General features: G+C 69.6%; 19 protein-coding genes and 1 tRNA gene. 13 read left to right on the top strand and 7 right to left on the bottom strand.

The features are described 5' to 3' along the window. The first annotated feature begins 100 nt into the window (after positions 1-100). The 10 genes from VIL67_RS14040 (at position 101) to VIL67_RS13995 (ending at position 7,714) form a co-directional block, all read left to right on the top strand. A complete protein-coding gene (locus VIL67_RS14040) occupies positions 101-739 on the top strand; it encodes a cupin domain-containing protein (RefSeq protein ID WP_332049702.1) in 639 nt (212 codons plus the stop codon). A 144-nt stretch (positions 740-883) separates the two neighbouring features. Further along, positions 884-1,405, top strand: a complete 522-nt coding sequence (locus VIL67_RS14035; protein ID WP_332049530.1) for a sigma-70 family RNA polymerase sigma factor — start codon at positions 884-886, stop codon at positions 1,403-1,405. Between the two features lie 206 nt (positions 1,406-1,611). After that, positions 1,612-2,496: a hypothetical protein gene (locus tag VIL67_RS14030; RefSeq protein ID WP_332049529.1), complete on the top strand. Its 885-nt coding sequence runs from the start codon at positions 1,612-1,614 to the stop codon at positions 2,494-2,496. An 81-nt stretch (positions 2,497-2,577) separates the two neighbouring features. Next, entirely contained in the window at positions 2,578-2,955 is a 378-nt protein-coding gene (locus VIL67_RS14025; RefSeq protein WP_332049528.1) for a hypothetical protein, read from the top strand. Positions 2,956-2,959: 4 nt separating this feature from the next. After that, entirely contained in the window at positions 2,960-3,691 is a 732-nt protein-coding gene (locus VIL67_RS14020; RefSeq protein WP_332049527.1) for a C39 family peptidase, read from the top strand. After that, the gene (locus tag VIL67_RS14015; RefSeq protein WP_332049526.1) at positions 3,688-4,224 is read left to right on the top strand and encodes a hypothetical protein; all 537 of its coding nucleotides are present in this window, start codon (positions 3,688-3,690) and stop codon (positions 4,222-4,224) included. Before VIL67_RS14020 ends, VIL67_RS14015 begins: the two co-directional genes overlap by 4 nt. Positions 4,225-4,247: 23 nt before the next feature. Next, positions 4,248-5,525, top strand: a complete 1,278-nt coding sequence (locus VIL67_RS14010) for a transporter (RefSeq protein ID WP_332049525.1) — start codon at positions 4,248-4,250, stop codon at positions 5,523-5,525. A 23-nt stretch (positions 5,526-5,548) separates the two neighbouring features. Next, positions 5,549-5,770, top strand: a complete 222-nt coding sequence (locus VIL67_RS14005; RefSeq protein WP_332049524.1) for a hypothetical protein — start codon at positions 5,549-5,551, stop codon at positions 5,768-5,770. 77 nt (positions 5,771-5,847) lie between these two features. Beyond that, complete coding sequence (locus VIL67_RS14000) at positions 5,848-6,936, top strand: phosphotransferase family protein (RefSeq protein WP_332049523.1); 1,089 nt, start codon at positions 5,848-5,850, stop codon at positions 6,934-6,936. A 4-nt stretch (positions 6,937-6,940) separates the two neighbouring features. Beyond that, positions 6,941-7,714 carry an SDR family NAD(P)-dependent oxidoreductase gene (locus tag VIL67_RS13995; RefSeq protein ID WP_332049522.1) on the top strand — a complete coding sequence of 258 codons (774 nt, stop codon included), beginning with the start codon at positions 6,941-6,943 and terminating at the stop codon, positions 7,712-7,714. A 6-nt stretch (positions 7,715-7,720) separates the two neighbouring features. On the opposite strand, the gene VIL67_RS13990 is transcribed toward VIL67_RS13995, so the two are convergent. From VIL67_RS13990 to glmU, 6 genes are all read right to left on the bottom strand, one after another. Then, positions 7,721-8,194 (bottom strand): hypothetical protein, encoded by a 474-nt coding sequence (locus tag VIL67_RS13990; RefSeq protein ID WP_332049521.1) that lies wholly within the window; start codon positions 8,192-8,194, stop codon positions 7,721-7,723. A gap of 62 nt (positions 8,195-8,256) precedes the next feature. Then, the gene (locus tag VIL67_RS13985; RefSeq protein WP_332049520.1) at positions 8,257-9,642 is read right to left on the bottom strand and encodes a class II 3-deoxy-7-phosphoheptulonate synthase; all 1,386 of its coding nucleotides are present in this window, start codon (positions 9,640-9,642) and stop codon (positions 8,257-8,259) included. Positions 9,643-9,705: 63 nt separating this feature from the next. After that, positions 9,706-10,953, bottom strand: coding sequence for an O-antigen ligase family protein (locus tag VIL67_RS13980; protein ID WP_332049519.1), 1,248 nt, complete (start codon positions 10,951-10,953; stop codon positions 9,706-9,708). Beyond that, entirely contained in the window at positions 10,950-12,335 is a 1,386-nt protein-coding gene (gene gor, locus VIL67_RS13975) for a glutathione-disulfide reductase (RefSeq protein ID WP_332049518.1), read from the bottom strand. The genes VIL67_RS13980 and gor overlap by 4 nt, the downstream gene beginning before the upstream one ends. Before the next feature lie 14 nt (positions 12,336-12,349). Then, entirely contained in the window at positions 12,350-13,036 is a 687-nt protein-coding gene (gene rpiA, locus VIL67_RS13970; RefSeq protein WP_332049517.1) for a ribose-5-phosphate isomerase RpiA, read from the bottom strand. Next, complete coding sequence (gene glmU, locus VIL67_RS13965) at positions 13,033-14,391, bottom strand: bifunctional UDP-N-acetylglucosamine diphosphorylase/glucosamine-1-phosphate N-acetyltransferase GlmU (RefSeq protein ID WP_332049516.1); 1,359 nt, start codon at positions 14,389-14,391, stop codon at positions 13,033-13,035. The genes rpiA and glmU overlap by 4 nt, the downstream gene beginning before the upstream one ends. Before the next feature lie 118 nt (positions 14,392-14,509). Here glmU and gph point away from each other — a divergent pair, with 118 nt between their 5' ends. Together gph and VIL67_RS13955 are read left to right on the top strand one after the other, a co-directional pair. Beyond that, entirely contained in the window at positions 14,510-15,214 is a 705-nt protein-coding gene (gene gph, locus VIL67_RS13960) for a phosphoglycolate phosphatase (protein ID WP_332049515.1), read from the top strand. A gap of 59 nt (positions 15,215-15,273) precedes the next feature. After that, positions 15,274-15,348: transfer RNA gene (locus VIL67_RS13955), tRNA-Val, on the top strand. Here VIL67_RS13955 and VIL67_RS19645 read toward each other — a convergent pair. Continuing rightward, positions 15,305-15,862 carry a TetR family transcriptional regulator gene (locus VIL67_RS19645; RefSeq protein ID WP_414696216.1) on the bottom strand — a complete coding sequence of 186 codons (558 nt, stop codon included), beginning with the start codon at positions 15,860-15,862 and terminating at the stop codon, positions 15,305-15,307. The two genes, VIL67_RS13955 and VIL67_RS19645, sit on opposite strands and share 44 nt — an antisense overlap. A gap of 250 nt (positions 15,863-16,112) precedes the next feature. On the opposite strand from VIL67_RS19645, the gene VIL67_RS13945 reads away from it, so the two are divergent. Further along, positions 16,113-17,039 (top strand): alpha/beta fold hydrolase, encoded by a 927-nt coding sequence (locus tag VIL67_RS13945; protein ID WP_332049513.1) that lies wholly within the window; start codon positions 16,113-16,115, stop codon positions 17,037-17,039. The last annotated feature ends 10 nt before the right edge of the window (positions 17,040-17,049 follow it).

Raw genomic sequence — 17,049 nt, 5'->3', positions numbered from 1 at the left:
GTACGTGAGGTTCGGAGATTAGCCACCCTGACGGCCATCAGTTCGCCTCGGATCGACTGTAGGCTCCCTCGGCTCAACCTGGAGACAACGGACCTTGATCGTGCATCGGCCACTCGCCCACCCATCGCGCGAGCTGCTGTCGGCGTACGCGTCGGGCTGGATTCCCTGGGCCGCCGATCTTTGTGTGCGCACCCACCTGGAGACGTGCGCTCAGTGCGGCCAGGACCTCGCCGAGCTTGAGACCGCAGAGGCGACGTTCGTGGAAAGCCTGCCCGAAGCGCCGATGGCGCCGGACGCGCTGAACGCGTTGCTCGCGAAGCTGGCGGAGACGGCGGCGGAGCCCGAGCCGGTGGCCAGCACGACCCTGGGCGACGTTCCCCTGCCCGCTTCGTTGCGCCACGTCGCCTTCCGTCCGCGGCGCTGGCTGCGACCGGACCTCTGGGTCGCCCACGTCGACGCACCCCGCCGCGAAGGCTGGCGGATCTACCTTCTGCACGCGCCGGCCGGGCGGAAGCTGCCCGGCCACAGTCACCGCGGGCCCGAACTCGTCTGCGTGCTCACCGGGGCGTTCGAGGCTGACGAACGCTACGCCGCCGGCGATTTCGTCGAGAGTCCCGGCGGCTCCAGTCACACGGTCACCGTCTCGCCGGAAGGCCCCTGCGCCTGCCTGATCGCCACCAAGGGGCGGCTCGCCACATCCGGGGCGCACAGGTTGTTCAGCACGGCCCTGTCTGTATAGCCACGCTTGGCCGTACAATTCGTGATGCACTACCGATAGAAAACAAACAAACGAGCAGGCGCCGCCCGCCGGGCCCGTGATATGGATCCCAGCAAATGATCAGGAACAAGCAGCGAAAGCTAGCTTGACCCCAGGGAGATCGCGGTGTCCGACGGGTTGCTCGATGAAATAAAGCCGCTGATCCCCAAGCTTCGCGCTTATGCGATTGTGCTCACCCGCTCCGTCACCGACGCCGACGACCTGGTTCAGGACGCCCTGCTGCGTGCGTGGCGCTATCGCTCGGGATACACGCCGGGCACCAACGTAAAGGCCTGGCTCTTCCGAATCCTGCGCAACGAATTCCTGAACAAGGTTCAGAACGCCGGCCGGATGACGGAGGACCCTGATGGCAAGCTCGCCGCCCAGCTGGTGTCGGCGCCAGAGCAGGAACTCAACCTTCGCTACAAGGAGCTGATGGGCGGCCTGGCCTCCCTCTCTGAGGACACACGGGAGGCCCTGCTGCTGACCGTCGGCGCCGGCTTCACCTACGAGCAAGCCGCCCAGGTCTGCGGCTGTCCCATTGGCACCATCAAGAGCCGCGTGAACCGCGCCCGCGACGCCCTCGCGAAGTACATCGACCTCGACCGGCTGCCGGCCAAGCTGCCCGCGGTGGTCCTCGCCATCTAGGGCGGGCCCCGCCCCCTACGCCCAGACTCCTTGAAGCCACTGTCCGCGGCGCGCCGCGGACCGCCGCCACGCGCCTGGCGCTTGGCACCTGCCCGATGCGGCGAAACGATCCGATCACGGAACCGTGCGCCGAACATTTTTGTCGCAGGCCCGGTTCAGCGGCCCGGAGGAACGGCCTCCACACACGGCTCTGGAGGGCACTGTAGATGACCTTGAAATTCCTGGCTTCGGCCTCGGCCTTTGCGCTGAGCGCCGTCCTGTCGACCACAGCAATGGCGCAGGCGGTCACCCCGGGCTCGACCACCACGACGTCCACGAGCACGACCGACAATTCGAACAACTCGACGAACACGTCGGACACCGGGAACACCTCGACGAGCACCTCCACGAGCGACTCGTCCAACAACTCCACCAACACGTCCAACTCGGGGAACACGTCGACGAGCGACTCGTCGAACAATTCCACCAACACGCACGACGCTTCCAACAACTCGACCAATACTTCGGACTCGGGAAACACCCGCACCGTGACTCGGACCAGCACCAGCACCGACAACTCGATGCGTTGGGCCGACTCGAACAACGACAACTCGGACAACTCGAACCGCTCGACCAACGACTCCAACAACGATTTCTCGGACCGTTCGGACAATTCCGACCGCTCCGACAACTCGATGCGCTGGGCGAATTCCAACAACGACAATTCCGACAATTCCGACCGGTCGGACAACTCTGACCGTTCGGACAATTCCACCCGGAATTCGAACAACGACAGCTCCGACAATTCGATGCGCTGGGCGGACTCCAACAACGACAACTCGGACAACTCGACCCACACGACGACCACCACCACCTCGATGTCCAGTCAGGACCTCGACGGCACCGTGACGGGGATCAACGTGTCCTACGGCGCCCCCACCGACGGCGGCGACCAGGCGGGTGTCCTCACCACGGGTGCGGTGAACGCCAACGGCGCGGCCTTCGCGGGCGTGCAAACGGCGAGCTTCAACACCGGGGTCGGCGGGCTGAACCAAGCCGCGACCTCGCTGTCGGCGAACGCGAACATCAGCTTCGGCGGCACTGCCCCTTAAGCGGATGCGAACCGCGCCAGGCCCCGACGGCCTGGCGCGGACCTCCGCCTGGAACAGGGCGGACCACCACGAGGGACCCTCATGCGCCGCATCGCCAGCCTTACCGCCTTTCTTTCCGCCGCGGCCCTTGCCGGCCCGGCCCTCGCCGAACCCGACCATCCGTCGCCGGAGGCGACAGGGCCCAGCGCGCCCGCCGAGCGTGCGCTGAGCTTGGCTGAAATGGAGGGCGCCAGCGGCGGCCAGGGAGTCTCGGTGGAGGTGCTCACCCGCCAGCAGCTGAGCGGGACCACGAGCGGCAACACGGTCAACGCAGGAACCCTCACGTCGGGCGACGTGAGCTTCGGCGCCGAGGCGCTGGATGGCTTCAATGGGATCGGCAACTTCGTCATCAACACCGGCGCCAACAACACCTTGCAGGGCGCCATCAACATCAGCGTCGTCACGACGCCCCCGAGCTAGCGCCATGAGGGGCGAAGCTCTCAGGGGCCTGATGGCGCGCGCCGCGGTGCTGGTCGCGTTCGCGGCGCCCGCCTGGCCGGTCGCCGGCCAGGCGATGTTCAACGTCGCCGGCGACAGCGCATCTGTCCGGGTGACCAGCCTGCGGGACATGCCGTTCCGCACGGTGGTGCGTCAGCAATACGACTACAGCTGTGGCTCGGCCGCCGTGGCGACCCTGCTGACGCACCACTACGGCCGCCCGACCGCCGAGGCGGCGATCTTCGAGGCGATGTACCGGTCCGGAGACCAGGAGAAGATCCGCAAGGTCGGCTTCTCGCTGCTGGACATGAAGCGTTACCTGGAAACCCAGGGCCTGAAGGCGGACGGATATCGCTGGACGCTCGCCGACTTAGCGAAGGCTCAGGCGCCGGCGATCGCGCTGATCAACGTCGGCGCCTACCGCCACTTCGTCATCATCAAGGGCGTCCGGCACGGCAAGGTCATGGTCGGCGACCCCGCCCAGGGGCTGAAGCTCTACCCGCTCAAGGCCTTCGGGCAGGTCTGGAATGGAGTCGTCTTCCTGGTGAACGCCAAGGCCGGCCCTCAGGGCGCCTACGATCGCGCCGAGGAGTGGGCCCACCTTGGCCTCGGCCCCGTCCCCGCGCTGGACGACTCCACCCTCTCGAGCTTCACGCGCGAGCTGCCGCCGATCTTCCAGATCGTCGGCCTGACGCGTGGCGGAGGATCGGTCCGATGAGCCTGCGCCCGATCCTTGCCGCCGCCGCGATCTGGCTCGCCGCCTCCGTGGCGGGCGCGCAGGAAGCTACGAGCGCCGCCGCGCCGGAGGCCGCGGGAAGCCTGTCCGAAGAGGCGCTCGCGGACCAGCGGGGCGGGATCGCCACCGCCATGGGCCTGGAGATCGGCTTCGGCGCCTCCGTCCGCACCTACGTCGACGGGTCGCTCGCCCTGGAAACCCGGCTGACCTGGGCGCCGGAGGGCGCACGGATGGAGCGCGTCTTCGAAAGCGATGCGGCGCGCTCGCTGCCGGCCGATGTTGCGTCAGGCGCGCCAGTCGTCGTGGCGCCGGGCGTGAGCGTCATCCACGACGTCGGGGCGAACCGGATCGCCAGCGTGGTGCTGAACACCGGCAACGATCGGTCGATCCGGCAGGACACCGACATCACGCTCCACCTGCCGCAGTTGCCGGACCTCCAGCAACGCATCGCCGCCGAGCGGGTGACCCAGGCCCTGCAGGCCTTGTCGCCGCAAGCCTCGGGGCTAGGCAACTGACCCTACGAAGAGGACGCCCCATCATGCGAGCTCGCCCCCGGCCGAAAGCGCTGCTCCTGGCGGCCGCAGCCATGGCCGCCGCCCTTGCGGCCGGCGCACCCGCCCTGGCCGCCCAGCCGAGCGACGCGGCGCTTGCCAGGATCGAAGCGCGGCTCGCCGAGCAGTCGAAGCGTTTGGCCGAACAGGACGCGCGCCTGCAGGCCCAGCAGGCGAAGATCGAGGCTCTCGAAGCCGAGCGCGAGGCTTTCCTGGCGGAGGCCCGAGGCGCCGGGCTCGGGGCGGCGCCGATGCGCGGTGTCCGCACCCTCGCCGCCGCCGAGCAGCCGCCGACGGCGGTCACCGAGCTGCCGGCGGGCCCGGTCGGCCAGGCGCCGCAGACCGCGCCGGCGCCGCCGGTCACCGCCATACCTTCGGCCATGAACGTGCTGAGCCCGAAGGGGCAGCTGATCCTGGACCCGTCGCTGGAATATGTCCGGACGAGCAACAACCGGCTCGTCTTCCGCGGGGTGGAGATCGTCGCGGGCGTACAACTTGGCCTGATCGAGGCCAGCGATGTGGCGCGCGATACGGCCGTGGCCACCCTGGCCGCGCGCTACGGGCTGACCGACCGGCTCGAGGTGGAAGCGCGCGTGCCCTATGTCTATCGGCACGACCGGCTGGACATCCCTGCCCGGGCCACCCCGGAATTCGACCCGATCCCGCAGGAACTCCGGGAGGACGCGCTCGGCGACATCGAAGTGGCGGCCAGGTACCAGTTGAACACGGGTCGCGGAGGTTGGCCGATCTTCGTGGCCAACACGCGCGTCAAGCCGCCGACCGGGATCAGCCCCTATGACGTGCCGTTCGACGACGCCGGCGTCGCCCTGGATCTCGCCACCGGCTCCGGCTTCTGGAGCCTCGAGAGCGGGCTGACGATGATCTATCCGAGCGAGCCCGCGATCATCTTCGGCGGCCTCACCTACCTGCACAACTTCGCCGACGACGTGAACAAGGAGATCGGCGGCGCGCAGGTGGGGCGCGTGGACCCCGGCGACTCGATCGGAGCCCAGGTCGGCTTCGGGCTGTCGCTGAACCCGCGCTTCTCCGTCTCGCTGGGCTACAGCCACAACTACATCTTCCCGACTGAGACCGAGATCAACGGTGAGAACGAGAAGTCCCGACCGCTGGTGGTGGGCAGCATGCTGATGGGCTGGTCCTTCCGACTGAACGAGAGGATCACGCTCAACAACAGCTTCGAGTTCGGGGTGACGAGCGAAGCGCCCGACATGCGGGTGGTCCTGCGCGTGCCCTACCGTTTCTAGCCGTCTGGAGGGGGCGGGTGGGGATGCGTTCGTTCGAGTGCTGGATCACCGATGACCGCTACACCGTGCGGCAGACGACTTGGCTGCTGGTGGAGACGGAGGAGCGCGCGGTCGAACTCGCCAGGCAGAACCTTGCGGATGCTCCGCACCAGAGTTCGGTGGAACTGCGCGAGAACGGCCGGGTCCTGCGCGTGCTCACCCGGAGCGAGACGCCGGACGGGTCGGCGCGCGCCGACCCGCGTTGATCTTGGGCGCGAAGGAGGACTCGCCTCCCCCTGCGGCAGTGCGCTGAAATCGCGCCGTTCAGGCTGAGCGAGCGCCAATGCCCATCGATCAAGCAACCTCTCCCCATGTCGCCGACAGCGGCGAAGGCGGCGGCCCGCCGGTGCGGGGCGTGGTTCCGGCCCACCGCTTCGACGAGGCGCAGCTGCACGCCTGGCTGGGCGCTGAGCTCCCAGAGGTCGGCGACCGCCTGACGGTGCAGCAGTTCCAGGGCGGCGCCTCCAACCCCACCTTCCTGCTGACCAGCGGCGAAGGCCGCCGCTACGTGCTGCGCAAGAAGCCGCCGGGTCAGCTGCTGGCCAGCGCCCACCAAGTCGAGCGCGAGCATCGGGTGATGAAGGCGCTGGAGGGCCACCTCCCCGTCCCCCGCATGCGCGCCCTGTGCGAAGACCCCGCCGTGATCGGCACGCCCTTTTACGTCATGGACTACCTGGAGGGCCGGATATTCCGAGACGCCACCCTCCCCGGCCTTGCGCCGGCCGAGCGCGCGGCGATCTACGACGACCTGAACGCCACGCTCGCCCGACTGCACCAGGTCGACTACGAGGCGGCGGGACTGGGCGACTACGGGCGGCCGGGCAACTACTTCGACCGGCAGGTGGCGCGCTGGACGCGGCAGTACCGGGACGCGGCCACCGAGACCATCCCGGCCATGGACGCCCTGATCGAGGAGCTGCCCGCCCGGATCCCCGCGGACCAGTCGGTGTCCATCGCGCACGGCGACTACCGCCTCGAGAACGTGATGTTCCACCCCACTGAGCCGCGGATCATCGCGGTGCTCGACTGGGAGCTCTCCACGATCGGCCATCCCCTGGCCGATATCGCCTACAACGCCTTCCTGTGGCGCTCGCACGGCGCGTCCTGGGGCAGCCTGGACGGGGTGGATTTCGGCGCGAGCGGCATCCCGACCGAGGCGGAGTACGTCGCCCGCTACTGCGAACGGACCGGTCGCTCCGGGATCGAGGACTGGCCGTTCCTGATGGCGTTCTCGATCTTCCGGCTCGCCTCGATCTCCCAAGGCGTCTACCGGCGGGTGCTGGCGGGCGTGGCCGCCAGCGAGCGCGAGGCGGTCAACGGCTGCCCGGCGCTGGCTGAGCAGGCCCTGGCGATCCTCCACGGACGGGAATGACGACATGCAGCTTGGACTGGACGGCAAAGTCATCTTCGTAGCGGGCGCCAGCCGCGGCATCGGCCTCGGCATCGTCGAGGCCTGCCTGGCGGAAGGTGCGCGCTTGGTGATCACCGCGCGCGGCGCGGAGGCGCTCGAGGCGACGCGCGCCAGGTTTGCGGGGGAATACGGCGAGGACCGACTGCTGGCCATCTCCGGCGACATGCGACAGACGCAGGTGATCGAAGACGCGGTGGCGCGGGCGGAAGACAGCTTCGGCCCAATCTTCGGCGCCGTGGCCAACGTGGGCCTGCATCCCTGCCCGCCGGGTCTGGAGGTGGACGACGACACCTGGGACGCCGGCTTTACCCAGAACCTGGACTCCGCCTGGCGGCTCTCGCGCGCGGCCCTGCGCCGGATGACGCTGCGCGGCGAGGGTTCGGTGCTGCTGATCAGCTCGATCGCCGGGCTCGGCGCGCTCGGCACGCCCCTCACCTACGGTACGGCCAAGGCCGGCATGAACCACCTGACCAAGGAGCTGGCGCGCATCGCGGGCGCGAGCAACGTGCGGGTCAACGCCATCGCCCCCGGCAACATCATCTTTCCCGGCGGCGAGTGGGAAGAGCGGTCGCAGGGCGCACGGGGCGAGGCCTGGGCGCGCTGGATCAACCGCGAGGTGCCGCTGAAGCGGTTCGGCCGGCCCGAGGAGATCGGCGCGGTGGCCGCCTTCCTGCTGAGCCCGCTGGCGAGCTTCGTGACCGGCGCGATCGTGCCGGTGGACGGCGGCCAGACCCGCTGAGAAGGTTCAGGGCTTCTTCGGCGGCGGCAGGCCGGCCTCGGCGGCCAGCGCCTCGAAGGCCTTTGGATCGACGCCCGCCTCCAGATAGGCCAGCCCGCTCTGGGTCGAGGGATGGGTCATCAAGCTGCGGCCGGCGACCTCGCCGAACAACCGGAAGGCGGCGTCAACGGCCGGTGCGCCTTCGTACTTGAGGGCCGTCACCGCCTGCTTGCGGCAATCCTGGGTGATCAGTCGCTGCATGAGCGCGCCCGCTTTGACGGCCATCGCCTTGCGCTGGTCCTCGGCCAGACGGGAATACTGCGCCACGTCCGGGTGCGAGCTCATGGCCGCGTAGAACCAGGCTACGAAGGTTGTCTGATCCTGCGGCGACGCCGAAGACACGACGCACTTTGCTAGGTCATCGCCATAGACACCCGCGTGAGCGGCCGCCGGCGCGCTCAGCGCGACAGCCGCCGCGACCACGGCGCTTCGGATCCGCATGATCTGCCCCCCACTTGCCCAGGCAGAGCTTAGAGGCAGCAAAGCCCTGCGCAAGCGGAGGTTTATCGGGCCGCGACGGCCCGACGCTGCAGGTCGACTCGGTCTTCCTTGAGCTTCTCGGCGACCAGGAAGGCGAGTTCCAGGGCCTGCTCGCCGTTCAGCCGCGGGTCGCAGTGGGTGTGGTAACGGTCGGCGAGGTCGCCTTCCGACAGCGCCCGCGCCCCGCCGAGGCACTCGGTGACGTTCTGGCCGGTCATCTCCAGGTGGACGCCGCCCGGGTGGACGCCCTCGGACTTGCAGATCTCCACGAAGGACTTCACCTCCGAGAGGATCCGGTCGAACGGCCTCGTCTTGTAGCCGTTGGCGGCGGTCAGCGTGTTGCCGTGCATCGGATCGATCGCCCAGACCACGCTGCGGCCCGAGGCCTTGGTCGCGCGCAGCAGGCGCGGCAGGCGATCCTCCACCTTGTCGTGGCCGAAGCGGCCGTAAAGCGTCAGACGCCCAGGCTCGTTGTTCGGGTTGAGGATGTCGATGAGGCGCAGGAGGTCGTCACCCTCCATGGTCGGGCCGCACTTCAGGCCGATCGGGTTCTTGATGCCGCGGAAGAATTCCACGTGGGCGCCGTCCGGCTCACGGGTGCGCTCCCCGATCCACACCAGGTGGGCGGAGGTGTCGTACCACTGCCCCGAGGTGCTATCCACGCGCGTCATCGCCTCCTCGTAGCCGAGCAGGAGGGCTTCGTGGCTGGTGAAGAACTCCACCTGGTGGAGCGAGGCGTGGCTCTCGGGCGTCACGCCGATCGCCTCCATGAAGGCCAGGCTGTCGCTGATCTTGTCGGCCAGTTCCCGGTAGCGGGCGCCCTGCGGGCTGTCGGCGACGAAACCGAGCGTCCAGCGGTGGATGTTGTGCAGGTCCGCGTAGCCGCCGCCGGCGAAGGCGCGCAGCAGGTTCAGGGTCGCCGCCGACTGGGAGTAGGCTTGCACCAACCTCTGGGGGTCGGGCCGCCGGCCCTCGGGGGTGAACTCCATGGCGTTGATGTTGTCGCCCCGGTAGGACGGCAAGGTCACCTCGCCCTGGGTCTCGATCGGCGCGGAGCGCGGCTTCGCGAACTGGCCGGCCATGCGGCCGACCTTCACCACCGGCTTGCCGCCGGCGAAGGTCAGCACCACCGCCATCTGGAGGATCAGGCGGAAGGTGTCGCGGATATTGTCCGCGTGGAACTCCTTGAAGCTCTCGGCGCAGTCGCCGCCCTGCAGCAGGAAGGCGCGTCCTTCCGAGACGTCGGCCAGCAGCGACTTCAGGCGGCGGGCCTCGCCGGCGAACACCAGCGGCGGCATCCCACGCAGGGTCTGCTCCACCTTCGTCACCTCGCCGAGGTCCGGATAGTCCGTCGGCATGTGCTTGGCGGGCTTCGATCTCCAGGAAGCAGGCGTCCAGTGCTCGGTCATGGTCTTGTACTTATAAGCGAAGGTTTGCTCCCCCCGAGGGAGCGGAAGGGGCGGGTTCTACCCTCAAATAGGGTGCGCGGTCGATGGCCGAAGAACATTTTGCCCTTTTGCTGCGGCGGCCACGGCGGCCGCCAGCGCCGCGAGGGCGAGCCACCACTCCTGCCAAAGGCCGAAGTTCACTCCGCCGAACAGCAGGTAGACGGCCGCAGAGGCGGTAGCCGCCGCCGCCACGAGGTCCGGCTTTTCGCGGGTGAGCTTGCTGAGCGCCAGCCACCACACCGCCGCAGCCATCAAGGCCCCGACCGCGCCGAGTTCCAGCCAGACCTGCAGGGGTCCGTTGTGCGGATGGAGGACGATGCCGGGTCCGAACTCGCGGGAGGCCTCCAGCCCCCAGCCGCGCACCGGGTGGTCGCCGATCCAGTCGGCGGCGTGGGTCCAGTAACCCAGGCGCATGGCCCAGGAGAGCGGCAGGGTCGGGGAAAGATGCAGCGCCTGGGCCGCGGCGCGCCCGGCGATCACCACCGCCGGCATTACGATGTAGGCGACGGCCGCGAGGCTGCCCAAGGCTCGGGGCGCGTCGGCCGGCCAGCGGAGCGTCGCCAGCACCACCGCGCCCGCCAGGAACACGGCCATTGCCGGCGCGTCGGCGTTGAAGGCCACCGCTCCGACCACCGTCCCCGCCGCCATGGGCACGGAGAGCCAGCCCATCCCTTTCACCCGCATGGCGCCTACCGCCGCGACCGGCCAAAGGACGGCGAGTACGAAGGTTGAGCGGCTGAGGTTGCGGGCGGCGAGATCGGGCCGGATCGGTTCGTAGAACTGCTCATGCAGAGCGCGATAGATGGAGGCGCCCGTGAAGGCCTCCACGATGAGCATGACGCCGAGCGCCGCGAGGCCCCATGCGAGCGCCTGGAGCGCCGCGGTGCGCAGCGCCGCCGAGGCGCGACGGGCGCCGCAGACCGCGGCCCAGTAGAGCGGCAGCTGCAGACCGAGCTTGAGCGCGGTGCTGTCCTCGAGCGCGTCCACGGGGTGTGGACTCCACGTGCTCGACACAGCGGCCCAGAGCAGGGCGACGAGCAGGGCCACGAGCACCGGCCGATCGTTGGGCCCGACCCGGACGGCGGGAAGACTGAGCAGGCCCAGCAACGCCAGGAGCGCAGCGAAGCCCAACGGGGCGAGCCAGCCGATCAGCGGGGTGAGCACGGCGCCGAACACCAGCACCCCTCCGCACCAGACGCCTAGCGCTCCGCCCTCGCCCGCTCCAGAGCCTGGGGGGCTCGCCGCAGCGGAGCCCCGGGAGAGGATGGTCATGCGGCCTGGCCCAGCCCCGGCGGCACGTACTTCTCGCGCAGGGTGACCAGTTCCTCCGCCAGGGTGGGATGAACCGCGCAGGTGGCGTCCCACTGGGCCTTGGTAGAACCCATCTTCATGGCGATGGCCGCCATCTGGATCATCTCGGGGCCGTCGGGCGCGACCACATGGCAGCCGACCACCCGGTCGGTGGCGGCTTCCACCACCAGCTTCATGAGGCAGCGCTCATCGCCGTGCATGAAGGCGTACTTCATAGGCCGGAAGCGGGTCAGGTAGACGTCCACCTTCCCATACTTGTGCCGGGCCTCGGCCTCCGACAGCCCCACCGAGCCGATCGGCGGCTGGGAGAAGACCGCCGAGGCGACCATTTCGTGATCGAAGGTGGTGGGCCGGCCATAGAACTCCGTCTCGGCGAAGGCCTGACCCTCGCGAATCGCGACGGGCGTCAGGTTGATGCGGTCGGTGACGTCGCCCACCGCCCAGATGGAGTCGACATTCGTCTTCGAGTAGGCGTCGACCTTGACCGCACCGTTTTCGGCGAGCGCGACGCCCGCGTTCTCAAGGCCGAGGTTGTCGGTGTAGGGCACCCGGCCGAGCGCGAACATCACCACCTCGCTCTCGCATTGGTGGCCGTTCGTGAAGTGGCTGACGAATCGCCCATCGCCCAGCTTCTCGATGGCCTTGTGCTGGGCCCCCAGGATCACCTTGATGCCGCGCTTCTCCATCTCCTCCGCGATGTGGGCGCGCACGTCGTCGTCGAAGCCGCGCAGGAGGTTCGGCCCGCGGTGGACGATCGTCGTCTCCACGCCCAGGCCATGGAAGATGCCGGCGAACTCGATGGCGATGTAGCCGCCCCCGGCGATCACAATGCTCTTCGGCAGCTTCGGCAGGTGAAACGCCTCGTTCGACGTTATCGCGTGCTCGGCCCCCGGCAGGTCGGCGGGCATCCAAGGGCGGCCGCCGGTGGCGATCAGAATCCTTTCCGCCGTAGCGCGGCCCTTCTCCTGGCTCTCCACCGTGTGCGCGTCGACGATCGTGGCGCGGGTATGGACGAGCTCGGCGCCCGCGTTCTGCAGGTTGCGGACGTAGATGCCGGACAGCCGGGCGATCTCCTTGTCCTTTTCCGCGATGAACCTCGCCCAGTCGAAGGTCGCCCCCTCGACGGTCCAGCCGTAGCCCTCGGCGGTCTTGAAGTGGTGGGCGAACTCCGACGCGTAGACCATGAACTTCTTCGGCACGCAGCCCCGGATCACGCAGGTGCCGCCCACCCGGTGCTCCTCCGCCACCGCCACCTTGGCGCCGGACATCGCGGCCAGTCGGGCCGCGCGCACGCCGCCGGAGCCCGCGCCGATGACGAAGAGGTCGTAGTCGTACTTGGCCAAGAGGCGGCTCCTTCTTACGGCTCCAGGGTCGACACGCCGTCCGGCCCGCCGATCAGCGCCAGCTCGGCGAGGTCGAGGAACAGGCCGTGGTCGACGACCCCGGTCAGGCTCTTCAGCGCGGCGGCGAGCGCCGCCGGCTCCTCAATGCGCCCGCAGGCTGCATCGTAAATAAGGTTGCCGCCGTCGGTTCTCACGGGGTGGCCGTCCTTCATCCGCAGGCGTGGGACCATGCCGATCTCGAACTCAGCCAGCACGTCGCAGATGCGCGCCGACGTCGTCTTGTGGCCGAAGGCGACGACCTCGATCGGGAGCGGGTACTTTCCGAGCGCCGGGACGACCTTGGCGGCGTCGCCGATGACCACGCAGCGGCGTGAGGCCTCCCACACCAGCTTCTCGCGCAGCAGGGCGGCGCCGCCGCCTTTGATCAACGACAGGCCGGGACCGATCTCATCCGCTCCGTCGACGGTCAGGTCGATTTCGCGCGTGTCGCCCAACTGAGCGAGTTTGAGACCGAGTTCGGCGGCGAGTTGCTCCGTCTGCACCGAGGTCGCCACGCAGGTGACGTCGAGCTTCCGCTCCGCCAGCTGGCGCACGAACCAGGCCGCTGTGGAGCCAGTGCCCAGCCCAACCACCATGCCGCTCTCCACGAGCCGGGCGGCGGCCTCGCCGACGGCCTGCTTCTGGGCGTCGGCGTCGCTCATGCCTTGCCCTTGGCGGCCTTTTCCGCCGCCTTGCGGGCGCGGAACTCGGCGGCCCAGCCGGGACGGTTCGTCTGGCCGCCGCGCTCCAGGGCGAGCGCGTCGCCCGGCACGTCCTGGGTGATCACCGAGCCCGAGCCGGTCATCCCCCCGTCGCCGACGCTGACCGGCGCCACCAGGGCTGTGTTCGAGCCGATGAAGGCGCCGGCGCCCACGTGGGTCTGGTATTTGAAGAAGCCGTCGTAGTTGCAGAAGATGGTGCCGGCCCCGATGTTGGCCTTCGCCCCCACCGAGCCGTCGCCCAGGTAGCTGAGGTGGTTGGCCTTGGCCCCCTCGCCCACCGTGACGTTCTTGACCTCCACGAAGTTGCCGATGTGCGCGTCGCGGCCAATGTCCGCGCCAGGCCGCAGCCGGGCGTAGGGGCCGATCAGGGCGCCGGATCGCACGATCGCGCCCTCCAGGTGGCTGAAGGCGCGGATCTGCGCGCCCGCCTCCACCGTGACGCCGGTCCCGAAGACCACGAACTGCTCGATCACGGCGCCGGGGGCGATCTGCGTGTCCCACGAGAAGTGCACCGTCTCCGGGGCCAGCATGGCCACGCCGTCGGCGAGGAACCGCTGGCGCTGGCGCTGCTGGAAGACGGCCTCGGCCTGGGCGAGTTGGGCGGGCGTGTCGCAGCCCATCACCGAGGATTCGGGAGCAGAATGGCCGCGGACCAGGGCCTCCTCAGCCACCGCGATGCCGACGATGTCGGTGAGATAGTACTCGCCCTTGGCGTTGGCGTTGCCGACCCGCGAGAGCCAGCCGAACAGGCGGGCGCGGTCGGCGCACATCATGCCGGCGTTGCAGCACTTCACCGCCCTTTCCTCGGGCGTGGCGTCGCGGGCCTCGACGATGCGCATCACATGGCCGTCCGCGCCCTTGATCACCCGGCCATAGAGCAGCGGGTCGGCGGGCTCGAAGGTCAGCATCGCCAGGTCGACGCCCTGCGTGCGCAGGGTGAACAGCGGCTCCAGATCCTGCGCGGTGAGCAGCGGCGCGTCGGCGTAGGTGATCAGCACGTCGCCCGAGAAGTCTGCGAGCGCCTCGCTTGCGGCGAGCACCGCATGCGCGGTGCCGAGCGGCTCGGTCTGCACGGCCACGGCCTGGGTTCCCAGCCGCTTCTCCACCAGCTCGCGCACGGCTGGACTGTGCGTGCCGACGACGACGACGATCCGCTCGCAGCCGGCGGCCTGCACCGTGTCGATCATGCGGTCGAGGTGGCTGCGCCCGCCCACCTTGTGCAGCACCTTGGGGATCGGCGACTTCATGCGGGTCCCCTGGCCAGCTGCCAGGATCACGGCGGCGCGGGCGGTCATCGACAGGCTCTCCGGGGGCTGACTCAATGGGTTCGCCGGCGAGCCTTAGCAAGCCTTGGCGGCCGGCGCGAGAAGCGGGTAAGCCTGCCGGCTGCAGAGCCCCGGAGAGCAGCCCAGCGTGACCCCGTCCGACCGATCGGCCCTGGCCGGCGCGACCATCGCCTTCGACCTTGACGGCACGCTGGTGGACACCGCGCCCGATCTGATCGGCACGCTGAACTGGCTGCTGAAGGAGGAAGGGCTAGCGCCCCTGCCGCTGGACGAGGCCCGGCCGTTCATCGGAAAGGGCGCCCGGTGGCTGATCCAGCGGGGATTCGCCGCCGCCGACGCGCCGCTGCCGCCCGAGCGCCTGCCCGAGCTCTTCGAGCGGTTCATCGACCGCTACCACGCTCACATCGCCGACGAGAGCCGCCCCTACCCCGGCCTCGTGGCCGCCCTTGAGGCGCTGAAGGCGGACGGGGCGCGGCTGGCGGTCTGCACGAACAAGCTCACCGGCCTCTCGGTGTCGCTTCTCGAGGCGCTGGACCTCGCCCGCCACTTCGAGGCGGTGGTGGGCGCCGACGCCGCGCCGGCCGCCAAGCCGGACCCGCGGCATCTGACGGCGGCCGTCGCCGCCGCCGGCGGCGAGATCGGGCGCGCTATCCTGGTGGGCGATGCGGCGACGGACGCGGGGGCCGCGCGCGCCGCAGGGGCCGGCCTGATCCTCGTCTCGTTCGGCTACACCGAGACGCCGGCGGCGGAACTTTCGCCCGACGTCCTGATCGACCACTTCGACGAACTGCCTGGGGCTTGTTTGCGGCTTCTCGGCCCTTGCGGCGCGTAAGGCCTCAGGCTATACGCCCGCTCCTTCCCGGCGCGCCCGTGCGGACGCGCTCTTGAGTTGGATGCGTAGCTCAGCGGGAGAGCACCTCGTTCACACCGAGGGGGTCACAGGTTCAATCCCTGTCGCATCCACCATCTCCTCACTCCTGTCGTCCGACTCGTCGCTGGCCTGCTGGTCGGCCCACGCCAGCATGGTCTCCCGAAGGAGCTGGACAGCCGCCTGGGCCCCGGGGCGCAAGGCGGGCTGCAAGGCGTCCATGGCCAGGCCCCGGACCGCGGCGGCGTAGAGCTGAACGACGGCGTCGACCCGGGCTCGGTCCCTGAAGCCGAGCGCCTTGGCCAGCGGCCAGACCACGTCCTTGTGGCGCCGGTCGAGCTCGACGGTGAGCTTTGCGAAGAGCGGGTCGCTGCGGGAGGCCAGGATCAGCTCGATGCGGGCGACGCCGATCGGCTGGCTGAACTGCGCCCAGAGGATGTCGACCAGCGCGGCGAAGCGGGCGCGCGGGTCGGCGATCGGGGCGAGCTTCTCCTGGTGGGCGAGGCCCATCTGGCGGCGGACGTACTCGATGGTGGCGACCATCAGGTCGGCCTTGGAGGGGAAGTGGTGGAGCATGGCCCCGCGGCTGACCCCGGCGCGCTCGGTGACCACCACGGTGGTGGTCTGGTGGTAGCCCAGGTCGTGGAGGCACTGGACGGTGGCCTCCAGGATCTTCTGGCGGGTCGCGGCGCTGCGGTCGGCGTTGCGGCGGCGGGGCGGCTTCTCGGTCACTCGGGGCCTGCTGTGGACTCGGCGTCGTACTCAGCACAAAGGGGGTTCCGGCACAAACCGTACGGCGTGACGGTTTCCTTTGGCTGGGCTAGAACGGAAGGCAAGCAAGACGACGCTACGGGAGGAAAGCATGAACCGCATCCTGATCGGGATCGCCGCGGCGAGCCTGCTGGCGAGCGCCCCAGCCCTGGCCAGCGCCCAGGCCCTGCCCAGGGCCAAGCCGGTGGCGAGCGGCTGGAAGACGCACATGTGGAAGGGGCCGGACGGGACCACCTTCCACTGGGCCGAACAGGGCAAGGGCCCGCCGGTGATCCTGATCCACGGTTCGGGCGGCAGCGCGCTCGGCAACTGGTTCTCGAACGGCTTCGCTCAGAGCCTGGCCAAGACCAACCGGGTGATCGGCATCGACATGCGCGGCCACGGCCTGACCACCAATCCGCAGGGCCAGCGCGGCGACCGCACGGGCGACATGGCCAAGGACGTGCTGGACTTCATGGACGCCCAGGGCATCCGCAAGGCGCACATCGGCGGCTACTCCATGGGCGGGGCGATCACCGCCCGGCTGATGGCGCGGGCGCCGGAGCGGTTCATCACCGCCCACTTCGGCGGCTCCGGCATCGGCGAGACGGCCGAGTGGGCCGACAAGGTCCCGGCCGACAAGACCGGCGTCGCCCCGGAGGAGGAAAAGGCCCGGGCCGCCTACTACAAGATCCAGGCGGAGCGGCAGGCGGCCGCGAACGCCATCGGCAACGCCGCACCGCGCCGGGCGGGCGCAGCGGCCCCCTCCCCGGCCGCGCCGGCCGCCGCCGCGCCCCGGCCCATGCCGCAGCCGCCCGCCATCGACCTGAGGACCATCACCTTCCCGGTGCTGGCGGTGAACGGGGAATACGACGCGCCCTACCGCAAGACGCACCGCCTGTGGCGCGAGCTGCCGAACTTCCATAACGTGGTGCTCAAGGACGGCGGGCACCTGTCGGCGGTGATGGAAGGCTTCGTTCCGCAGCTCTACATCGACGAGCTGGCGGCCTTCATCGTGCGCAACAACCCGCGGCCTTGATAGAAGAACA

Origin of the sequence: Phenylobacterium sp. (genome assembly GCF_036563385.1) — a bacterium.
Taxonomy (GTDB): Bacteria; Pseudomonadota; Alphaproteobacteria; order Caulobacterales; family Caulobacteraceae; genus Phenylobacterium.
The sequence above is the reverse complement of the archived record's forward strand: the minus strand, read 5'-3'. Positions and strand labels throughout refer to the sequence as shown.

What these genes read in the sequence shown, in the direction of transcription:
- VIL67_RS14020 (WP_332049527.1), top strand. Translation starts at nt 2,960, where the DNA reads ATGAGGGGCGAAGCTCTCAGGGGCCTGATGGCGCGCGCCGCGGTGCTG.
- VIL67_RS13990 (WP_332049521.1), bottom strand. Translation starts at nt 8,194, where the DNA reads ATGCGGATCCGAAGCGCCGTGGTCGCGGCGGCTGTCGCGCTGAGCGCG.
- VIL67_RS14000 (WP_332049523.1), top strand. Translation starts at nt 5,848, where the DNA reads ATGCCCATCGATCAAGCAACCTCTCCCCATGTCGCCGACAGCGGCGAA.
- VIL67_RS13945 (WP_332049513.1), top strand. Translation starts at nt 16,113, where the DNA reads ATGAACCGCATCCTGATCGGGATCGCCGCGGCGAGCCTGCTGGCGAGC.
- VIL67_RS14030 (WP_332049529.1), top strand. Translation starts at nt 1,612, where the DNA reads ATGACCTTGAAATTCCTGGCTTCGGCCTCGGCCTTTGCGCTGAGCGCC.
- VIL67_RS13980 (WP_332049519.1), bottom strand. Translation starts at nt 10,953, where the DNA reads ATGACCATCCTCTCCCGGGGCTCCGCTGCGGCGAGCCCCCCAGGCTCT.
- VIL67_RS13985 (WP_332049520.1), bottom strand. Translation starts at nt 9,642, where the DNA reads ATGACCGAGCACTGGACGCCTGCTTCCTGGAGATCGAAGCCCGCCAAG.
- VIL67_RS14010 (WP_332049525.1), top strand. Translation starts at nt 4,248, where the DNA reads ATGCGAGCTCGCCCCCGGCCGAAAGCGCTGCTCCTGGCGGCCGCAGCC.
- VIL67_RS14005 (WP_332049524.1), top strand. Translation starts at nt 5,549, where the DNA reads ATGCGTTCGTTCGAGTGCTGGATCACCGATGACCGCTACACCGTGCGG.
- VIL67_RS14015 (WP_332049526.1), top strand. Translation starts at nt 3,688, where the DNA reads ATGAGCCTGCGCCCGATCCTTGCCGCCGCCGCGATCTGGCTCGCCGCC.
- VIL67_RS14025 (WP_332049528.1), top strand. Translation starts at nt 2,578, where the DNA reads ATGCGCCGCATCGCCAGCCTTACCGCCTTTCTTTCCGCCGCGGCCCTT.
- rpiA (WP_332049517.1), bottom strand. Translation starts at nt 13,036, where the DNA reads ATGAGCGACGCCGACGCCCAGAAGCAGGCCGTCGGCGAGGCCGCCGCC.
- glmU (WP_332049516.1), bottom strand. Translation starts at nt 14,391, where the DNA reads ATGACCGCCCGCGCCGCCGTGATCCTGGCAGCTGGCCAGGGGACCCGC.
- VIL67_RS13995 (WP_332049522.1), top strand. Translation starts at nt 6,941, where the DNA reads ATGCAGCTTGGACTGGACGGCAAAGTCATCTTCGTAGCGGGCGCCAGC.